This is a genomic window from Myroides phaeus, from assembly GCF_009799805.1.
Taxonomy (GTDB): Bacteria; Bacteroidota; Bacteroidia; order Flavobacteriales; family Flavobacteriaceae; genus Flavobacterium; species Flavobacterium phaeum_A.
The window spans coordinates 132,004-150,283 of record NZ_CP047050.1 but is presented as its reverse complement, the minus strand read 5'-3'; the positions used below and the strand labels follow the sequence as shown (position 1 = coordinate 150,283).

Here is an 18,280-nt window from a genome sequence, read left to right as displayed (position 1 = left end):
AAACTGAAAACACAAGAAATCTCCCTTAAAGTTAAATAAAAGGGATACTGTGTTTTTATTGTAGAAATAAGATGTGTGATTAGATGATTTTCTTAATAACACGTAGTTTATGGGTATGTCTACCAGAGTCAATATTATAGATACCTAAATGGTCTAATCTATCAATGCGCACTTTTCCGTGTGCGTGAATGATATAATTGTTTTCCATAATAATTCCTACGTGAACGATATTACCTTCTGCATTGTCAAAGAAAGCTAAATCACCTATTTCGCTCTCTTCAATAAAGCTAAGAGCTTCACCAATAGCAGCTTGTTGAGAGGCATCACGTGGTATTTTATAACCGTTAATACGGTAAACCATTTGTGTAAAACCAGAACAGTCAATTCCAAAAGGAGTCTTTCCTCCCCATAAATAAGGGGAATTTAAGTACATAAACGCAGTTTTTAGGAACGTTTGTTTGGTAAACTGACCAGTGATAGTCATTCCTTCATATGAGAATTGGTCTGTATTGATATTGGTCTTTTTTAAGCCAGTAAGACAACTTCCTAAAGGAATCGCCATAAGTTGGCTATTTTGAGACGAAATGAAGTCTACCAAATCAGCAGAAAGAATAGGAGAGGTGTTTTGAAGATAGATAAAATCCTCTTCAGAAATCTCTTGATATTGTTTATTATCTATCCAACCTTGGTATTTGTCAAAGGCTAATTCTATTTTAGACCACTTTTCAGTAGTTTCTAAAATAGTAAAATGTTCTCCGAATAAAACTTGTGTAACCATTTCACTTCGGTCAGTTGGTTCTGAGCGAAGGGGTACGATAGCAAGGTTGCAATATGCAAACATATTTGTAATTTGAATTATTGTACAAAAATAAAAGATGAGTTTGAACAAATCAAACTCATCTTCGATATATTGTGAAAATATATTTTATGCTCTTTCAATAACTAAAGCAGAAGCACCACCACCACCATTACAAATAGCAGCTGCACCAACTTTAGCATTGTTTTGTTCTAATACGCTTAATAAAGTAACGATAATACGTGCACCTGAACATCCAAGAGGGTGTCCTAATGAAACAGCACCACCATTTACGTTTACTTTTTCTGGGTCGATATTAAGTAATTTTGTGTTTACAATACCAACAACAGAGAACGCCTCGTTAAATTCGAAGAAGTCAACATCTTCAACAGAAACGTTTGCTTTTTTAAGAGCAAGAGGTAAAGCTTTAGCAGGAGCAGTTGTAAACCACTCAGGCTCGTGAGCAGCATCAGCATATCCTTTGATATAAGCTAATGGTTTTAAACCTAAGCTCAATGCTTTTTCTTCACTCATAAGGACTACAGCAGCAGCTCCATCATTGATAGTAGAAGCATTTGCAGCAGTTACAGTACCTTCTTTAGTAAAAGCAGGACGTAAAGACGTTATTTTGTCAAGTTTCACATTTGTGTACTCCTCATCTTTAGAAACGATGATTGGTTCACCTCTGCGTTGAGGTACAGCAACAGGAACTATTTCATTGTCAAATTTACCAGCATCCCAAGCTTTAGCTGAGCGCTCGTATGATTTGATTGCAAAAGCATCTTGTTCTTCTCTTGAGATATTGTGAGTAGAAGCACATAAATCAGCAGAAACACCCATAGCGTTTTTGTCGTATGCATCTACAAGACCATCATTTTGTAATCCGTCAATTAAAGTAGCAGGACCAAATTTGTTTCCATTACGCATATGGATGTAATGAGGAATCATACTCATATTCTCCATACCACCAGCAACAACAACATCTGCATCACCTGCTAAGATAGCTTGAGTAGCTTGCATAATAGCCTTCATACCTGACGCACAAACTTTATTTATTGTAGTACAAGGTACTTCATTAGATAAACCGGCATTTAATGCAGCTTGACGAGCAGGTGCTTGACCTTCTCCTGCTTGCACTACGTTCCCCATAATTACTTCATCCACTAATTTAGGATCAAGATTAATCTTATCTAAAGCACCTTTTATAGCAGTTGCTCCTAATGTAGTAGCAGGAACAGTTGATAAACTTCCTAAGAAACTACCAAGCGGTGTTCTTGCAGCTGAAACAATAACTACTTTTTTACTCATAATTTTTAGTATTAATTAAGTTGATTTACAATTTTGGTTGTTTTGCCCTATTAAGTAGGGCGCAAAAAAGTTTTGGGAAAATACATAAAATTTCTCGATTAAGAGAAATAAAAAATTAAATAATAAAAAAATGTTTTTTTCTTTAAATCATATCCTGTTGATAATTAATTAGTTTGTTTTTTTATTGAAAAAAAATGCTTTTTTTTCTTGGTAAAGCTTGCATAGTATGAAAAGTAGTGCTAAGTTTGCATCCGCATTAGAGAAGTAATTATCTAAGCAACGGAGAGGTGCCGGAGTGGTAACGGAGCAGATTGCTAATCTGTCATCGGGTAACCGATGCCAGGGTTCGAGTCCCTGTCTCTCCGCTTATTTTCGGGGTGTAGCGTAGCCCGGTCATCGCGCCTGGTTTGGGACCAGGAGGTCGCAGGTTCGAATCCTGCCACCCCGACGAAATAACTTAGACAATAAAATATACTAAAGATGACCCAATCGGGGTGTAGCGTAGCCCGGTCATCGCGCCTGGTTTGGGACCAGGAGGTCGCAGGTTCGAATCCTGCCACCCCGACAAAAAATCCCAGTGATTTGGTAAGGTCCAATAGCTCAGCTGGATAGAGCAACTGCCTTCTAAGCAGTAGGTCTCAGGTTCGAATCCTGATTGGATCACAGTAAAAGCCCTTGTTTTCAAGGGCTTTTTTGTTTTTTATACTTTTCTATTTTATATCACTTTTATATCGTTAGGTTAACTACTTCCCTTAAAGTGACTATTGCTCCACGTCAATCTTAGCATTGTCTTTATTGTTACTATGCAGTAATTTTATTTTTGCCTTCCATAAAAATTGTCTTATTTAGCTTTCTAACAAATTGAGAATATGTACACCACAGAAGAAAAATATATCAAAGTAGGAGAGAAGAATGTATTTGTAAAACATCTTAAGCAAAGTACTCCTTCATCAGGACACTTTACTTTAGTTATGTTGCACGATTCGCTTGGATGTGTAACTCTGTGGAGAGATTGGCCAGAAATGCTTGCAAATAGCCTTAATTGTGATGTTGTTGCTTACGACCGTATTGGTTATGGACAATCGGATAAGATGGATACGCCTGTAAGATCGAAAGATTACTTAAAACAAGAAGCTGTATTCTTGAATTTAATGTTAGAAGAAATGAACTTGTCGCGCATCTGTACATTTGGACATAGTGATGGGGCTTCAGTAGCTTTATTATTTGCTGCTATGTATCCTACAAAAACAATGTGTACAGTAGCTGAAGCGGGACATATATTTGTTGAAGAACTTACTTTATCAGGAGTTAGAGCGGCACAAGTTGCTTATGAAACTACTAATTTAAAAGATAGGTTAGTGAAATATCACGGAGATAGAGTGGATGATATTATGAAAGCCTGGGTAGATACTTGGTTGTCTCCTTCTTATAAGGACTGGACAGTGGCTGAAGAAATGAAAGCAATTAGCTCCCCTTTATTGTTTATACAAGGTCGTGATGACGAGTATGGAACATTAGAGCAAGTCAATGTAACCATTGCGAATGCACAAGGACTGACAAGAACTAAAATATTTGATAATATAGGGCATACACCCCACAAAGAGTGTAAAGAAGAAACGTTAGAGGTTATTACTTCTTTTTTAAAAGAAGTAATAAATGGTAAGTTATAACGATTTTAATTGTTCTATTTTGTCGTGAAATAGTTTTTCTAATCGTGGGTCAACACTGTTTAGATATCCTTTTCGTAAGCTATTTAAGTACATTTCTAAATCTGTAACTTTACAACCATCAGCAATATAAAAAGGAGTTTCAATATTCTTTTTTCTGATTTGCTCAAAAGCAGTTGTTACATATTGTTGTTTGTCCATAGTCTTGTAAAATGAAATCTTATTCACCACAAATATACAGCAGTTTTATAAGACAATACAATAATTGAATGAATAAGCTTATAAGCTAATGAATCATAAAGGAAAAGGCACTTCTAAATGAAGTGCCTTTTGTTATTTTTAGATCCCTTTTGTAGGAATTTCAATATCGTATGTTTTACCTTTTACCTTTAAGTTTGTGTTCACTAACCAAGGATTGTATAGTTTAAGTAGTTTATAGTTGATTCCTTGTTCTTTTGCAAAAAGAGCTAAATCATCAATATCATAATCAACACTTACTTTTTTAGTAGGTACAATGTGGTATCTTTCATCAACAGGCACTTCAAAACCATATTTGATAGGATTACTCATAATCTCTTTCAATGCTAAAATTCTGAAAACGTAGCGAGATGTCTCTTGGTTTAAGAATAAATCATAGTAATTGTCTACGTATTGACTATCCATCGCACGTTGCATTCCCGCCATTCCTCTGTTATAAGCCGCCGCAACCATTGTCCAGTTTCCAAATCGTCTTTTCGCATCTTTGAAATACTGACAAGCCGCTTCAGTAGCTTTAATTAAGTCATATCTCTCGTCGATTGTTTCATCTACAAGCATTCCGTAGTCTTTAGCAGTACCTTTCATAAATTGCCAAAAACCACTTGCTCCAGCTGGTGAAACCGCATTTGCTAAAGCACTTTCAATAACACACAAGTATTTGAAATCGTCTGGAACTCCATTCTTTTTTAAGATTGGCTCAATGATAGGGAAGAATCTCTCTGCTCTTTTTATAGTGATGATAGTACTACCGTGTAGGTTTGTGTTTACTATCATTTCTCTGTCAAACCTTTCCTTAACATCTGTAATGTGTAGAGGAACTCTTTCGCCTGCAAACTCAGCGTTTTTAGGTAAGTTAAATACTTGCTCATTTCCATAAGCACTGTCTTCATTAGTAGTTAATTGTTTACCTAATGAAGTAGAAAATATAAACGTAGAGGAAACAATAACCACTGCCGCTAATGAAATTACTGTTCTAACTGTCTTATTCATTTATTTTAAATGTATTAGTTTGTCTAAATGTTCGTTAAACCATTTGTACTTGATGATAATCATTGCGTGATTACCATTGGGTATAGTAATGGCGTTTTTTATGTTTTTAATTGGAAAGACTTCATCTTTTGTACCGTGAATTTGAATGACATTTTCTAAAGGCTCTTTTTGCTTCCAATTTAGAATTTCTCTGATACACCATTTAAGATAGTCTTTATCTCTTAAAGGTAAGTATTTGTTATATAATTCCAATCGTTTTTTCTTTTTCTCAGGAACGAACTTTTTGTAAATAGCCAATGCATTGTCAGTGTAGCCGGTAGGTATTAACTTATAAAGTTTACTGTTCTTTAAAAAATGGAAAAATCTTGAAAATTCTGTATTAGAACGTACACTTGATATAATAATTGTTTTGTGTACAGAAATTATTTTACTTATTTCTTGAGCGATAATTCCGCCAAAGGACACACCAATTAGCACAGGATTTTCGTGTTTGATAAAAGGCAAATATCTTTTGACATAATCGTCTAAACTCTCACTCATTTCAATAGGTAACCATTCTAAAAAGATTAAATCGTATTTAGAATTATCTAAAGTTATTTTGTCGAAAATTACTGAGGTAGAGGACATACCAGGAAAGAAGTAAATAGGTATTTTGTTCATTTTAAACAAATTAAACGGAATTTACGAGGTATATTGGAATATATTCCCGAACTTTGCTAAATATAGAAATTATAGGGACTTTAAAAAAGAAATACGCCGTATTTATTTTTTTATTTTACTTCTCCACATATTACCTAATGGAATAAGTCGTCTATAATGGTTTTGGGAAACTTTAAAACTTACAGATATAATGGAAATCAAAGACAATGAGTTGCTACGTCAGTTCGAGTATGAATCTGAAAATGGGTTACTTAGTGTAGAGTATTCACTACAAGAAAGAAAAATTTTCCTTACGAAACTTAAAGGTTTGGAAAATGTAGTTCAAGGTCAGGCAGTTGACTTTTTAAAAGGAATTTTGGACTTAGTACGCGAGAAGAAGTTGAGAGTCGTACCTACGCATCCGAAGATTGTATCCTTCTTTAGAAAAAATCCAGTGTACAAAGAAATGTTACCTCCGGGGATTAGAATCTAATTATACAACCAAATAAAGATTAATTACACTTACATTTATAAATCCAGAGGATTAAAAAAGCCCTATATATACGTATATAGGGCTTTTTTAGTTATTGTTATTAGATGAAGTCTATTCTTACAATACCGTCATCATCTATTTTAGTCAATTTCACTTTGTGTAGTGTGTTTACCAATTCAGGGTTCCAAGGACACTTAACTTTTACATAGTTTTCTGTAAATCCGTGGATATATCCTTCTTTGTTTTCACTTTCAAAAAGAACCGTTTTCTCTTTTCCGATTTGTGATTCGTAAAAAGCACGTCTTTTCTTAACAGAAAGTCCGCGTAACATTTTACTTCTCTTATTACGTGCGTTCATTGGAACTACTTCTTCCATATCAACCGCTTCAGTGTTATCTCTTTCAGAGTACGTAAACACGTGTAAATAAGAAATATCAAGTTCGTTTAAGAAATTATATGTTTCTAAGAACTTCTCGTCTGTTTCACCAGGGAAACCAACAATTACGTCAACACCAATACAACAGTCTGGCATTACTTCTTTGATACGAGTAACACGCTCTACATATAACTCTCTTAAATAACGGCGTTTCATCTTTTTCAAGATATCATTACAACCCGATTGAAGAGGAATGTGGAAGTGAGGTACAAACGTTCTGCTTTGAGAAACGAAATCAATCGTTTCATTTTTCAATAAGTTTGGTTCAATAGATGAAATACGCAATCTTTCGATTCCTTCCACTTCATCCAAAGCTTGTACTAACTCAAGAAACGTATGTTCGTGTTTTTTATTTCCAAACTCACCTTTACCATAATCACCGATATTAACACCAGTAAGTACAATTTCTTTAATGTCTTGTGCTGCAATCTCACTCGCATTTTTCAAAACATTATCCATTGTATCACTTCTTGAGATACCTCTTGCTAAAGGAATAGTACAATAAGTACATTTATAATCACAACCGTCTTGTACCTTTAAGAAAGCTCTTGTTCTATCACCAATAGAATAACTACCTACATAAAAATCAGCTTCAGAGATTTCACAAGAGTGAACTTCTCCCATATCATTTTTAGAAAGGTCATTGATATAATCGGTAATTTTGAACTTCTCAGTAGCACCAAGCACTAAGTCAACTCCGTCTACAGCTACTAATTCCTCAGGTTTTAACTGAGCATAACATCCAACGGCAGCAACAAAGGCTTTGTTATTTTTCTTTTGAGCTTTTTTTACAATTTGTTTAAACTGTTTGTCTGCATTTTCTGTTACAGAACAAGTATTGATAACGTAGATATCTGCCACTTCATCAAACTCCACTCTGTCAAAACCTTCCTCTGCAAAGTTTCTTGCAATGGTAGATGTTTCAGAAAAGTTAAGTTTACAACCTAAGGTATAAAAAGCTACTTTTTTTCTATTTTCCATATTGATTACTTACTATAGTAGTAACTTTGAATTATATTTACTTTTTTCGATAATAAAAAGGTTTGCAAATTTACATACAAAATTCGGTTTGATGAAATCAATAATTTATTACGTTTCAATATTTTGTGTCGGTGTATTGGCTCTTTCGTGTCAAAATAAAACGACTAAAGATATAGATAAGGTAGTTTTTAGATATAATGAAAGTGCTAATATTCAAACATTAGACCCCGCTTTTGCACGCAGTATGGCCATAATTTGGCCTTGTAATCAATTGTTTAATGGGTTAGTACAATTAGATGATAGTCTGCACGTACAGCCCGATGTGGCTAAATCGTGGACAATTAGTGAAGACGGAAAAACATATCAGTTTACACTTCGAAAAGACGTTCGCTTTCACAAACATCCAAATTTTGGTGTAGATAGTACGCGTACAGTTACAGCTAATGACTTCGAATATAGCTTTTATCGTTTGTTAGACAGTAATGTCGTATCTCCAGGAGCGTGGATTTTTCAAAAGGTAGATTCGTTTAAAACAATTAACGATACTGTATTTCAAATTAACTTAAAAGAAGCATTTCCCGGATTTTTAGGGTTGCTGTCAATGCGTTACGCATCAGTTGTACCTAAAGAAGTGGTGGAAGATAAAAGTTATGATTTCCGATCACATCCTATTGGAACAGGTCCTTTCTATTTTAAGTTTTGGGAAGAGAATGTAAAACTTGTATTGCGTAAGAATACAGACTATTTTGAATATGATCAAGATGGCGTTAGATTACCTTATTTAGAGGCTGTTTCTGTTACTTTTTTACCAGACAAACAAAGTGGTTTTCTCCAGTTTATACAAGGTAATTTAGACTTTATTTCAGGATTAGACCCGTCGTATAAAGATGAGTTGATTACTGTAGATGGGAAGTTACAGGAGAAATACAATGAGCGAATTCAAATGGAAACTGGGCCATATTTGAATACAGAGTATCTTGGTTTTAACCTTGACGTACCTGGGCCGACACAAGATAAGCGTATTCGAAAAGCGTTAAACATTGGCTTTGACAGACATAAAATGCTGTTGTATTTGCGCAATGGTATGGGGGAGAGTAACGTTGGAGGTATTATTCCAACAGGACTTGAAGGAAATATAAAAGTAGATAAACTTTATGATGTAGCCCAAGCGAAGTTATTAGTGGACTCGTACAAAAAAGAAACAGGACAAAAAAGAGTAGAGGTTGTTTTATCAACTAACGCTACTTATATAGATATTGGTGAGTATTTACAGCGCGAGTGGAAGAAAATAGGCGTAGATGTAGTGGTAGATGTAACCCCACCTGCCACGTTAAGACAAGGAATGGCATCGGGTAAGGTAGCCTTTTTTAGAGGGAGTTGGATTGCCGATTATCCTGATGCGGAAAACTATTTGTCACTTTTTTATTCGCAAAACAAAGCTCCTAACGGACCTAATTATACGCGCTTTGCCAATATAGAATACGATAAATTATATGCAAGTGCTTTTAAAGAGGTTGATAATAGTAAAAGACAAGCTATTTATGAAAAAATGGATGCTATTGTAGCCGATGAGGTACCCGCTATTATTTTGTTTTACGACAAAGCAGCAAGGTTCTCTCAGCAAGATATAAAAGGACTGGGAATTAATCCGATGAATAATCTCTTTTTAAAGAAAGTTAGAAAGGATTAATAGAAGTGTTCACAACAATAGTGTTACTCTGAAAACAAGAAAGTAGTAGATTATAAGAAAATAGCATCCTATTCCATAGGGTGCTATTTTTGTTTTAAAGAGCTTATGTCGTATTGTTTTAGCTTGATTAACTGGGAATATAAGTAGTTTTATTCTTAAATAAAAGTGCTTGACCCGTCCTAAAATAACTGTACAGTTTTAAAACAGTTAAAAATGGAAAATAGTAATCAAACAAGACAAAAAAAGACAGATCGTTATCACTTGAAATTTATTGAAAAAGTAATTCAAGAAATAGAAAATGGAGCTACCCAAAGTTCAGTTACTCTCAAGTATGATTTAAGGCAACCAACGGTGAGTCGTTGGATCAAGAAATATGGAAGTATAGAGTTTCATCAAACACGCAGGAATAAAATTTATTCAGAAAGCTTAAAACGTCAAGTAGTTCATAGTATTACAGAACACAAAATGACTATAAAAGAAGCTTGTATAGCGTATGGAATCGAAAGTAAAAGTACAATAACAAATTGGTTGTTAGTTAATTACAATAAAAACAAAGATCTTTGTAAAGAAATTAACATTCCAATTCTTATGGAAGAAAAAACAACTAATTTAGAATCTTTAGAAGTAAAAGCTTTAAAAAAGGCTTTAGCTGAAGCACAATTTAAGATAGTAGCATTAAATACTTTGATTGATGTAGCAGAAAAAAAATTGGATATTGATATTAGAAAAAAGTCTGGTTCCAAGCAGTTGAAGAAGTAAAACTCTTATATCCTACCAAGGGAATAGACAAAATATGTAAACTGTTTGGGAAAACACGAAGTGCTTATTATCAGTCAATTAATAAATATGAGCGGCAATCAATAAAAGATGATATCATCTTACAAGAAGTATTGAAAATCAGAACCAGCCTTCCTAAGGTAGGTACTCGAAAACTTCAGTATATGCTCCAAGAACGCTTAGCTACACATAAGATAAGCATAGGCAGAGATTATTTATTTGATTTATTAGATAGTCAAAAAATGTTGATTAGGCAGCGCAAACGAAAAGCATACACAACAGATTCTAGAGCATGGAGAGGTCAATATTTGGACTTGTATAATGGTGTAAAGGTTATTAGACCAGAGCAATTTTGGGTAAGTGATATTACATATATACGACTAAATAATGCTTGGGGATATCTGAGTTTAATCACAGATGCTTATTCACATAAAATAATGGGATATAGTTTTAATCTAGATTTGACTACAAAAGGGTGTTTGAAAGCCTTAACAATGGCGTTAAAAAATAGAATGTATACAGAAAAACTTATTCATCATTCTGATAGAGGATGCCAATACTGTAGCGCTACTTACACTCAGTTATTAATAGATAACGATATATCAATAAGTACTACACAAAGTGGAGAGCCAAGAGATAACGCAATAGCAGAGCGAGTAAATGGCATAATTAAAGGAGAGTTTAATCTAAACTACTCAAGTTTAGGGTATCAAAAAACTAAGGAAAAAATAGGTAATAGCATAGAAGCTTATAATCAAATTAGACCTCACAATAGTTGTGATAGATTAACTCCTAATCAAGCGCACCTAAAAACAGGGGTGCTTCCTAAAAGATGGAAGAATTATTACAAGAATAAAACAGAGAAAAAAGAACTTGTACAGCAGTAATAGGATTACTGAAATAACTGTACAGTACAAAACAGGATTATCAACTATAGCTGTACAGCTATAGTAGGACGAGACAAATTTTATTTTGAGTGCTTGTATAGTGTATGTATAGTCTATGTATACCCAATGTATAGAAACTATGTTGAATTATAGATTGGATATACAAAAAATATAGATAGTATATAGAAGTACCTTGTATATGAACAAGAAAAAACAAGCTTGATAATAAGGGAGGAATTGTTTTGTAATATTTATCAAAAAGAGAGTGTTTTTTCTACATTTTTATAAATACGATATTATAGAACAAAGAAGGAATAATTCACCCATAATTAAATTCTCAAAACGAGAATACATATTTGATCAAAAATTGATATAAAGCCTAATGAAATTGCTTGAAAATAGGTTATAAATGGTGAATAGATGTCTTAAAATATATTTCAATTTCTTAAATTTGCAATTATCACTTCAGGTGATAACATCTTACAAACACCACAAACACCTTACGACAAATGAATAACGAATTAGTTGCTCTAATCGTTGATGACGAGCCAAAAGTAGCAGAAGTTTTAAAAACAATTATTGAAAAGAAAGTTAAGTATTATGAACGTATTGTAGTACATACAGTATCATCAGTTCAAGAAGCTGTAAAGGCAATTGATAATTATTCTCCGAATATAGTTTTTTTAGACATTCATATGCCAGAAGAAAATGGTTTTGAATTATTTAAGTATGTTAATAAAGACACTTTCCAAGTTGTTTTTACTACGGCTTATGAAAAGTATGCTATTGACGCTATTAATGAGTACAATTGCTTAAAGTATTTAATGAAACCAATTAATATTGCTGATGTTCAGAATGTTTTTGATAAATATAAAGAGATAGAGGGATTTCAGTTTTACTATAAAGTAGTGAAAAGTAATCAAAAAAGGCATATTGTTAAAGTTGAAGATATTGTTTATTGTAAAGCTTCGGATAACTATTGTGAAATTTACTTGAAAGATCAAAAACATTTGCTGTCAAAAACATTGAAAGCTATTGAAGTGAAGCTTAAACATAAAAACCTTGTTCGAGTAAATAGATCTTATATTGTTAACTTAGATAAGGTAGAGTATATAGATAAAAACGACAACAATAGAGTGTATTTTAAGGCTAATGCTTTTGTTAATAGTGATTTAGATGAAAATGAGGTTTCTGTTGCTGCTTCAGCAATGAAAGGGTTAGCTGCTTTTAACTTATGAGATTTTTTTTAGCTATTTATTTGTTTTTTGTTTCTATGATTTCTTTTGCTCAAGGAATTGTAACGAAACAGTACACAATTGATAATGGATTAATAGCTAATGATGTTAGAGCACTTTGTGTGGATTCAAAGGGAGTTTTATGGATTGGCTCGAGGTCTGGATTGGCACAAAAGATACAAGGAAACGTAAAACCTAATGAGGATGCTGCAGAATATCGCTATACCAATATATCGGATATTCTTGAGGATGCTGAAGGAAATATGTGGATTGGTAGTTATGGACAAGGGGTTTTATTTCGTGGAAAAACAGAGAAACGAATAATTACAAAAAAAGACGGATTATTATCTGATCGAATTAGGAAGATATTTTCGTATAAAAATGTCATCTATGTTGCTACTTCAGAAGGGGTATCTGTAATTTATAAAGGTAGTTTTAAAATAGTGAACCCTTCTTTTGAAAAGAGTTTGCAACATCCTTTTGAGGTAAGTGGTTTTTTTGAGTTTGATGATATAATTTATTTAACCACAATAAATGACGGTGTCTTTACAGTTAATAATAATAAACTAATAAAAGTAGATGATCAGCGAAGAATTTTTGCCGTTCATCAAAAAGATGGTTTAGTATTTTATGGGTGTCAGACTGGTTTGTTTGTAAAGGATTTTAAAAAGAAACAGTTAGTCGCTCAAATAGAAATACCAAGTATTCGTGACATACAGGAGGTTAATAATCAAGTGTATTTTGTAAGTGCAAATGTTTACGAAAGTGGTGGTGGTGTATTTCGATGGGACGGCGAGTCTTTAGAAGAGATTACAAAAGTATTTGGTATTGATGCTACAGATTTATATTCGATAAGTCTGGATAAGAAAAATGATTTTTTATACTTAGGAACAAAGAGTCAAGGTTTATTTCAAGTTGATTTGTTCTCACCTTTAATGCATAATAGTTCTGTAGGACACGTTATGGCTGTTGGTGAGTTAGATCGTCGTGTCTTTATTTTTTCAGATAGGGGGCTAATCATAACTCAAGATGACAAGGAAATTAAAAACGTAGCTTTAAATGTTTTTAAAAGTTATCAAGAACAACATTATAAAAAGTATAGTGATATTGCTACTATTTCAAATCACTTTTTTGAAATAGATTACAATTTGAAAGCTGAAAATATTGTCTTTTATAAAGCAGTCAAAAATAGAAGTGACTTGTGGGTAAGTACAAATATTGGAATCTTCAAGCTTGATCGCAATGGCTATATTATGTCTTATTATCCTATTCATACGTATGAGTATGGTTTTTATAAAAACAATTTAGTAGAAACAAATCCTTATGGAGGAGTTCGTGTATATCGAGATCTTGATAAGATGGATTATGATTACCATTTTAGGATAGAGAGTGTTGATATTCCTCGTGATGTAATTGATATTGCCCATACTACAAATAAAATGTTTTTTGCAGGTGCTTTAGATGGTTTATATGTATATGAAGAAGGTAAGTTTACTTCTCTAAAAGGAAAAGGACTGTTTGCAGAAAGTAGGCTTAAGGAATTAGCTGTAGGTGATAATGAAGTTTTGTATGTAGCTACTGATTTTAATGATATATATGGACTTGAGACAAAGAGTGGTAAATATGAAGTAGTGGAGTTTATTTCTAATAGTGAGATAAACGGGAGCAATATAAATTTATTAGAGTTTGCAGATAAAAAACTGTTAATAGGAACTAATAAAGGATTGACTGTTATAGAAAATGACAATAAGTTCTTCTTTAATAAAGAGCAGGGATTTGGTAGAGGAGAAATAACTTCAGATTTATTATTGGGTAATCTATTGTATATCGGTAGTGGAAAAGGACTTTCTACATTAGATGTTAGTTATTTTAAAAAGAAGAATATCAGCCTACAGGTTAGTATTTCTAAAATAGTAATAAATGGTGTTGAAAAATCAAAGGAAGGAAAGCCTTATTACGATATAAAAATGCTTGAATTAAAAGCTAATCAAAATAATTTACAAATCGGTTTTGATGTTTTAGGGGCTAAATTTCCAGATAAACTTCACTTTCAATATAGGTTAAAACCTTCTGAAAATTGGGTGAATGTAAAAAGTAATAGGTTAGATTTGCATTATCTACAGTCCGGAATTTATCCGATAGATATTAAAATATATGACTACGATAGTGGGAGTGAATTAATTTATCCCTTGTTGTTTTTAGATATTCAAGCGCCATTTTACACTAAACTTTGGTTTTATATTGTTGCTACACTTGTTGTAATTGGAATCTTTTTCCTTTTTTACAAAGCAAGATTAGTACAGATAAAGAAAGAAGAGGCAGTTAAAAGGAAGAAATATGAGTATGAAAAGCGTCTTGCTGAAGTGAAATTAATGTCAGTTAGAAGTCAGTTCAATTCCCATTTTATTTTCAATGTGCTGAGCTTTATTCAATATTATATAATAAAAGAAGAAGTTGATGATGCACTTTATTATTTAGATTGTTTTGCAAAATTAATTCGAAAAACATTAACGATTTCTTCAAAAGAGAGAATTACTTTAAAAGAAGAATGTGAGTATTTAAAAGACTATGTACTCATAGAGAATATGCGTTTGGATGGTAGGGTAACATTTAGTGTAGAGGAAGTTGATGAAGGGGTTAGTGATATTTTATTACCACCAATGTTATTACAACCATTCGTAGAGAATAGTTTAATTCACGCTTTTCCAAAGTCAATAGAATCACCTCTAATTAGAATTGTTATTACAAGACAAAATAAAGATGTGATAATTAATATAATTGACAATGGTATAGGTAGTGCTTCTCAGAAGAAGTCAACTCACGTATCTCACGGAATGACTATTGTTCGTGAGCGTATGTCCTTGATTCAAGAATATTTAGACGAAGATTTAACTGTAGAAAGAACAACAGAAGGAACTGTTGTGAAGTTAATATTGAAAGAAGTTATTATCTAAATGAAGAAATATATTTTTACAGCTATTTTATTGTTATACTTAATTGCGAATGTTTATGTGTTTTCAGGATATTCATCAATTTTAGTAGAATCTTCTCTTGCGGCTAAAGTGCTTTTTATGCTTATCGCAGTTTTCTTGACTTTTAGTATTCTATTGTTTTTTGCAATAGGAAAACGAATACCTGTTTATTTAGCTTCTACTTTGTATAAAGTTGGAACAGGTTGGTTTATGCTTATCATTCAAGCTTTTTTACTTACGGTTTTCTTTGATTTCGGGAGATTGATGAATGGGCTATTTATACATTCAAACCATTGGGTATTTGATAGTTTATCTCCCCAAAGAGGAATGTTACTAATAGGGGGAACGTTATTTATTGCTTTATTAGGACATATAAATTACTTACAAAAGAAGCGAGTTGAGCTTAATTTAGAGGTTGATAAAGAGTTGCCAAACGATTTAAAGATCGTTGTTTTGACAGATATGCATATGGGATATGCAATTGAAAATAAAGAATTAAGCAGCTGGGTAAAATTGGTTAATAAAGAAAAAGCTGATTTTATATTGGTGGCAGGTGATTTAATCGATGTGAGTTTACTTCCTTTACAGTATTATCAGCTTGACAACGTATTGAAACAGTTTAAAAGCAAATACGGAACCTTTGCTTGTGTTGGTAATCACGAGTATCTGTCAGGAATAGAAAGAAGCATAGAGTTTCTTAAATCGGCTAATATTACTGTTTTAAGAGATAGTGTTATTCATTTTGAGGATTTAAACCTTAATGTAATAGGTAGAGATGATAAAACAAATCTCAAAAGGAAGAAGATGTCAGTATTGGTTGAAAATATGCAAGATAATACCGTTAATATACTATTAGATCATCAGCCTTATCAGCTTGAAGAGGCTGCAGAGAATAAAATTGATTTACAATTTTCAGGACATACCCATAGAGGCCAAGTTTGGCCGATTTCTTGGATTACAGATCGTTTGTTTGAAAACTCTTATGGTTACTCTAAAAAGGATGATACACAATATTATGTTAGTTCAGGAATTGGCATTTGGGGAGGACGTTATAGAGTGGGGACAAGGTCTGAGTATGTTGTAGTAAATTTAAAAGGTAAAAACAGCAAGAAATAGGTGGAAAATAAGAGTTTTTCATTATCGTAAAATAAAAGCCTATTTTTGTAAAAAAATTAAAGATTGTGAATTATTTATCAGTTGAGAATATAGCGAAATCCTTTGGTGCACGTACACTTTTTGAGGATGTTTCTTTTGGAATTAACAAGGACCAGAAAATTGCGTTCGTTGCTAAAAATGGTACAGGAAAAACTACAATATTAAAAATATTGACTGGTGAAGACTTTCCAGATGCAGGACAAGTTGTGATGAGAAAAGGAATTCGTATGGAATTCTTGTCACAAGAGCCAAATTTACAAGATGAATTAACAATTGAAGAAAGTATTTTTGCTTCAGATAATGAGTCGCTAAAGGTAATCGAAGAGTATGAAAAGGCTTTAGAAAATCCAGACGATGCGGATGCTTATCAAAAAGCTTTTGAAAAGATGGAAGCGCATAATGCGTGGGACTTTGAAACACAGTATAAGCAAATATTGTTTAAACTGAAATTAGAGGACTTAAAAGCTAAGGTAAAGACCTTATCTGGAGGACAACGCAAGCGTTTAGCATTAGCTATAATCTTGATTAATAAACCAGATTTATTAATTTTAGATGAGCCTACCAACCACTTAGATCTTGAAATGATTGAATGGTTAGAGAATTACTTCGCTAAAGAGAATATTACTTTGTTTATGGTTACGCACGACCGTTTTTTCTTAGAGCGCGTGTGTAATGAGATTATTGAGTTAGACAATGGTAAGATTTATCAGTATAAAGGAAACTATTCGTACTATTTAGAGAAAAAAGATGAGCGTATTGCGGCTGAAAATGCAAGCATTGATAAAGCGCAAAACCTGTTTGTGAAAGAGTTATCTTGGATGAGAAGACAGCCAAAAGCACGTACAACAAAATCTAAATCTCGTATTGATGATTTCTTTGTAATTAAAGAAAAAGCACATAGTAGAAGAATAGAGCATCAGGTAGAGCTTGAAATCAATATGGAGCGTATGGGAAGTAAGATTGTAGAACTTCACAAGCTTCATAAGAAATTTAATGATAAAGTCATTTTAAATGATTTTAGTTATTCATTTCAAAAAGGAGATAGAATCGGTATCATTGGTAAGAATGGTTCAGGTAAATCAACGTTCCTTAATATATTGACACAAGGATTACAACCAGATGCAGGTAAAGTAGTTATTGGTGAAACAATAAAAATAGGATACTATACACAGGGAGGTATCGTAGCTAAACCAGAGCAAAAGGTTATTGATGTTATTAAAGAGTATGGAGAGTTTATTCCTCTTGCTAAAGGAAGAACTATTTCTGCAGGGCAATTGTTAGAACGCTTCCTATTTGATAGAAAAAAGCAGCACGATTTTGTAGAAAAGTTAAGTGGAGGAGAGTTAAAGCGACTTTATTTATGTACAGTTCTTATCCAGAACCCTAACTTTTTAATTCTGGATGAGCCTACAAATGATTTAGATATCGTTACATTAAACGTTTTAGAAAGTTTTTTATTAGATTATCCGGGGTGTTTAGTGGTTGTATCTCACGATAGATATTTCATGGATAAGATTGTAGATCATATGTTTGTCTTTAGAGGAGAAGGGGAGATTGAAGATTTTCCTGGTAACTACTCTGATTATCGTGCATACGAAGATAGTATAGAACCTTTAAAAGACGACGCTCCTAAAGAGAAAGTAAATTGGAAAGAAGCACAAGTTAAAAATGGTTTGACTTTTCAAGAGCAGAAAGAATACCAAAAATTAGAAAGAGAAATTGGTAATCTTGAAACTAAAAAAGCGAAAATAGAAGCATTGTTTTCAGAAGGAAAGGTAGACGAAAGTCAAATTGACGAGAAAGCAAATGAACTTCAAAAAGTTTTAAACGAATTAGAAGAAAAAGAAGAAAAATGGTTCGAACTTTCTGCTAAAATGGAAGGGTAAAAACACAAAGAAATAAAAATGTAAAAAGCGTGATAAAAATTGTTTATCACGCTTTTTTTTGTGCTTTTTACTAAAAAAAAGCGTTACTGCCTCCTTTAATTTAGGATATA

General features: G+C 32.8%; 15 protein-coding genes and 4 tRNA genes. 13 read left to right on the top strand and 6 right to left on the bottom strand.

The window, feature by feature from the left end; all coding sequences use genetic code 11:
• Positions 1-79: 79 nt before the first annotated feature.
• Both GQS07_RS00615 and GQS07_RS00610 read right to left on the bottom strand, forming a co-directional pair.
• Positions 80-841 carry a C40 family peptidase gene (locus tag GQS07_RS00615; RefSeq protein ID WP_090407510.1) on the bottom strand — a complete coding sequence of 254 codons (762 nt, stop codon included), beginning with the start codon at positions 839-841 and terminating at the stop codon, positions 80-82.
• An 84-nt stretch (positions 842-925) separates the two neighbouring features.
• Entirely contained in the window at positions 926-2,104 is a 1,179-nt protein-coding gene (locus GQS07_RS00610; protein ID WP_158209205.1) for an acetyl-CoA C-acyltransferase, read from the bottom strand.
• 281 nt (positions 2,105-2,385) lie between these two features.
• Here GQS07_RS00610 and GQS07_RS00605 point away from each other — a divergent pair.
• From GQS07_RS00605 to GQS07_RS00585, 5 genes are all read left to right on the top strand, one after another.
• Positions 2,386-2,469, top strand: a tRNA-Ser gene (locus GQS07_RS00605).
• 8 nt (positions 2,470-2,477) lie between these two features.
• Positions 2,478-2,552 (top strand) — tRNA-Pro (locus tag GQS07_RS00600).
• A gap of 42 nt (positions 2,553-2,594) precedes the next feature.
• Positions 2,595-2,669: transfer RNA gene (locus tag GQS07_RS00595), tRNA-Pro, on the top strand.
• 24 nt (positions 2,670-2,693) lie between these two features.
• Positions 2,694-2,767 (top strand) — tRNA-Arg (locus GQS07_RS00590).
• A 206-nt stretch (positions 2,768-2,973) separates the two neighbouring features.
• On the top strand, positions 2,974-3,774 hold the full coding sequence (locus GQS07_RS00585; RefSeq protein WP_158209204.1) for an alpha/beta fold hydrolase: 801 nt from the start codon (positions 2,974-2,976) through the stop codon (positions 3,772-3,774).
• On the opposite strand, the gene GQS07_RS00580 is transcribed toward GQS07_RS00585, so the two are convergent.
• The 3 genes from GQS07_RS00580 to GQS07_RS00570 all read right to left on the bottom strand — a co-directional run bounded on the left by GQS07_RS00580 (position 3,769) and on the right by GQS07_RS00570 (position 5,679).
• Positions 3,769-3,972, bottom strand: a complete 204-nt coding sequence (locus GQS07_RS00580; RefSeq protein WP_158209203.1) for a hypothetical protein — start codon at positions 3,970-3,972, stop codon at positions 3,769-3,771. The two genes, GQS07_RS00585 and GQS07_RS00580, sit on opposite strands and share 6 nt — an antisense overlap.
• Positions 3,973-4,110: 138 nt before the next feature.
• A complete protein-coding gene (locus GQS07_RS00575) occupies positions 4,111-5,019 on the bottom strand; it encodes a lytic transglycosylase domain-containing protein (RefSeq protein WP_158209202.1) in 909 nt (302 codons plus the stop codon).
• Positions 5,020-5,679, bottom strand: a complete 660-nt coding sequence (locus tag GQS07_RS00570; protein ID WP_158209201.1) for an alpha/beta hydrolase — start codon at positions 5,677-5,679, stop codon at positions 5,020-5,022.
• Positions 5,680-5,869: 190 nt separating this feature from the next.
• On the opposite strand from GQS07_RS00570, the gene GQS07_RS00565 reads away from it, so the two are divergent.
• The gene (locus tag GQS07_RS00565) at positions 5,870-6,151 is read left to right on the top strand and encodes a GNAT family N-acetyltransferase (RefSeq protein WP_158209200.1); all 282 of its coding nucleotides are present in this window, start codon (positions 5,870-5,872) and stop codon (positions 6,149-6,151) included.
• 100 nt (positions 6,152-6,251) lie between these two features.
• Here the strand turns inward: GQS07_RS00565 and mtaB are convergent, their stop codons facing one another.
• On the bottom strand, positions 6,252-7,568 hold the full coding sequence (mtaB, locus tag GQS07_RS00560; RefSeq protein ID WP_158209199.1) for a tRNA (N(6)-L-threonylcarbamoyladenosine(37)-C(2))-methylthiotransferase MtaB: 1,317 nt from the start codon (positions 7,566-7,568) through the stop codon (positions 6,252-6,254).
• 91 nt (positions 7,569-7,659) lie between these two features.
• Here mtaB and GQS07_RS00555 point away from each other — a divergent pair, with 91 nt between their 5' ends.
• The 7 genes from GQS07_RS00555 to GQS07_RS00525 all read left to right on the top strand — a co-directional run bounded on the left by GQS07_RS00555 (position 7,660) and on the right by GQS07_RS00525 (position 18,170).
• A complete protein-coding gene (locus GQS07_RS00555) occupies positions 7,660-9,258 on the top strand; it encodes an ABC transporter substrate-binding protein (protein WP_158209198.1) in 1,599 nt (532 codons plus the stop codon).
• Positions 9,259-9,471: 213 nt separating this feature from the next.
• Positions 9,472-10,017 carry a hypothetical protein gene (locus GQS07_RS00550; RefSeq protein WP_158209197.1) on the top strand — a complete coding sequence of 182 codons (546 nt, stop codon included), beginning with the start codon at positions 9,472-9,474 and terminating at the stop codon, positions 10,015-10,017.
• A 23-nt stretch (positions 10,018-10,040) separates the two neighbouring features.
• The gene (locus GQS07_RS00545) at positions 10,041-10,922 is read left to right on the top strand and encodes an IS3 family transposase (RefSeq protein ID WP_158211301.1); all 882 of its coding nucleotides are present in this window, start codon (positions 10,041-10,043) and stop codon (positions 10,920-10,922) included.
• Between the two features lie 509 nt (positions 10,923-11,431).
• Positions 11,432-12,160, top strand: coding sequence for a LytR/AlgR family response regulator transcription factor (locus GQS07_RS00540; protein WP_158209196.1), 729 nt, complete (start codon positions 11,432-11,434; stop codon positions 12,158-12,160).
• On the top strand, positions 12,157-15,111 hold the full coding sequence (locus GQS07_RS00535) for a histidine kinase (RefSeq protein ID WP_158209195.1): 2,955 nt from the start codon (positions 12,157-12,159) through the stop codon (positions 15,109-15,111). Before GQS07_RS00540 ends, GQS07_RS00535 begins: the two co-directional genes overlap by 4 nt.
• Positions 15,112-16,245 carry a metallophosphoesterase gene (locus tag GQS07_RS00530; protein WP_158209194.1) on the top strand — a complete coding sequence of 378 codons (1,134 nt, stop codon included), beginning with the start codon at positions 15,112-15,114 and terminating at the stop codon, positions 16,243-16,245.
• A gap of 65 nt (positions 16,246-16,310) precedes the next feature.
• A complete protein-coding gene (locus tag GQS07_RS00525) occupies positions 16,311-18,170 on the top strand; it encodes an ABC-F family ATP-binding cassette domain-containing protein (protein WP_158209193.1) in 1,860 nt (619 codons plus the stop codon).
• The last annotated feature ends 110 nt before the right edge of the window (positions 18,171-18,280 follow it).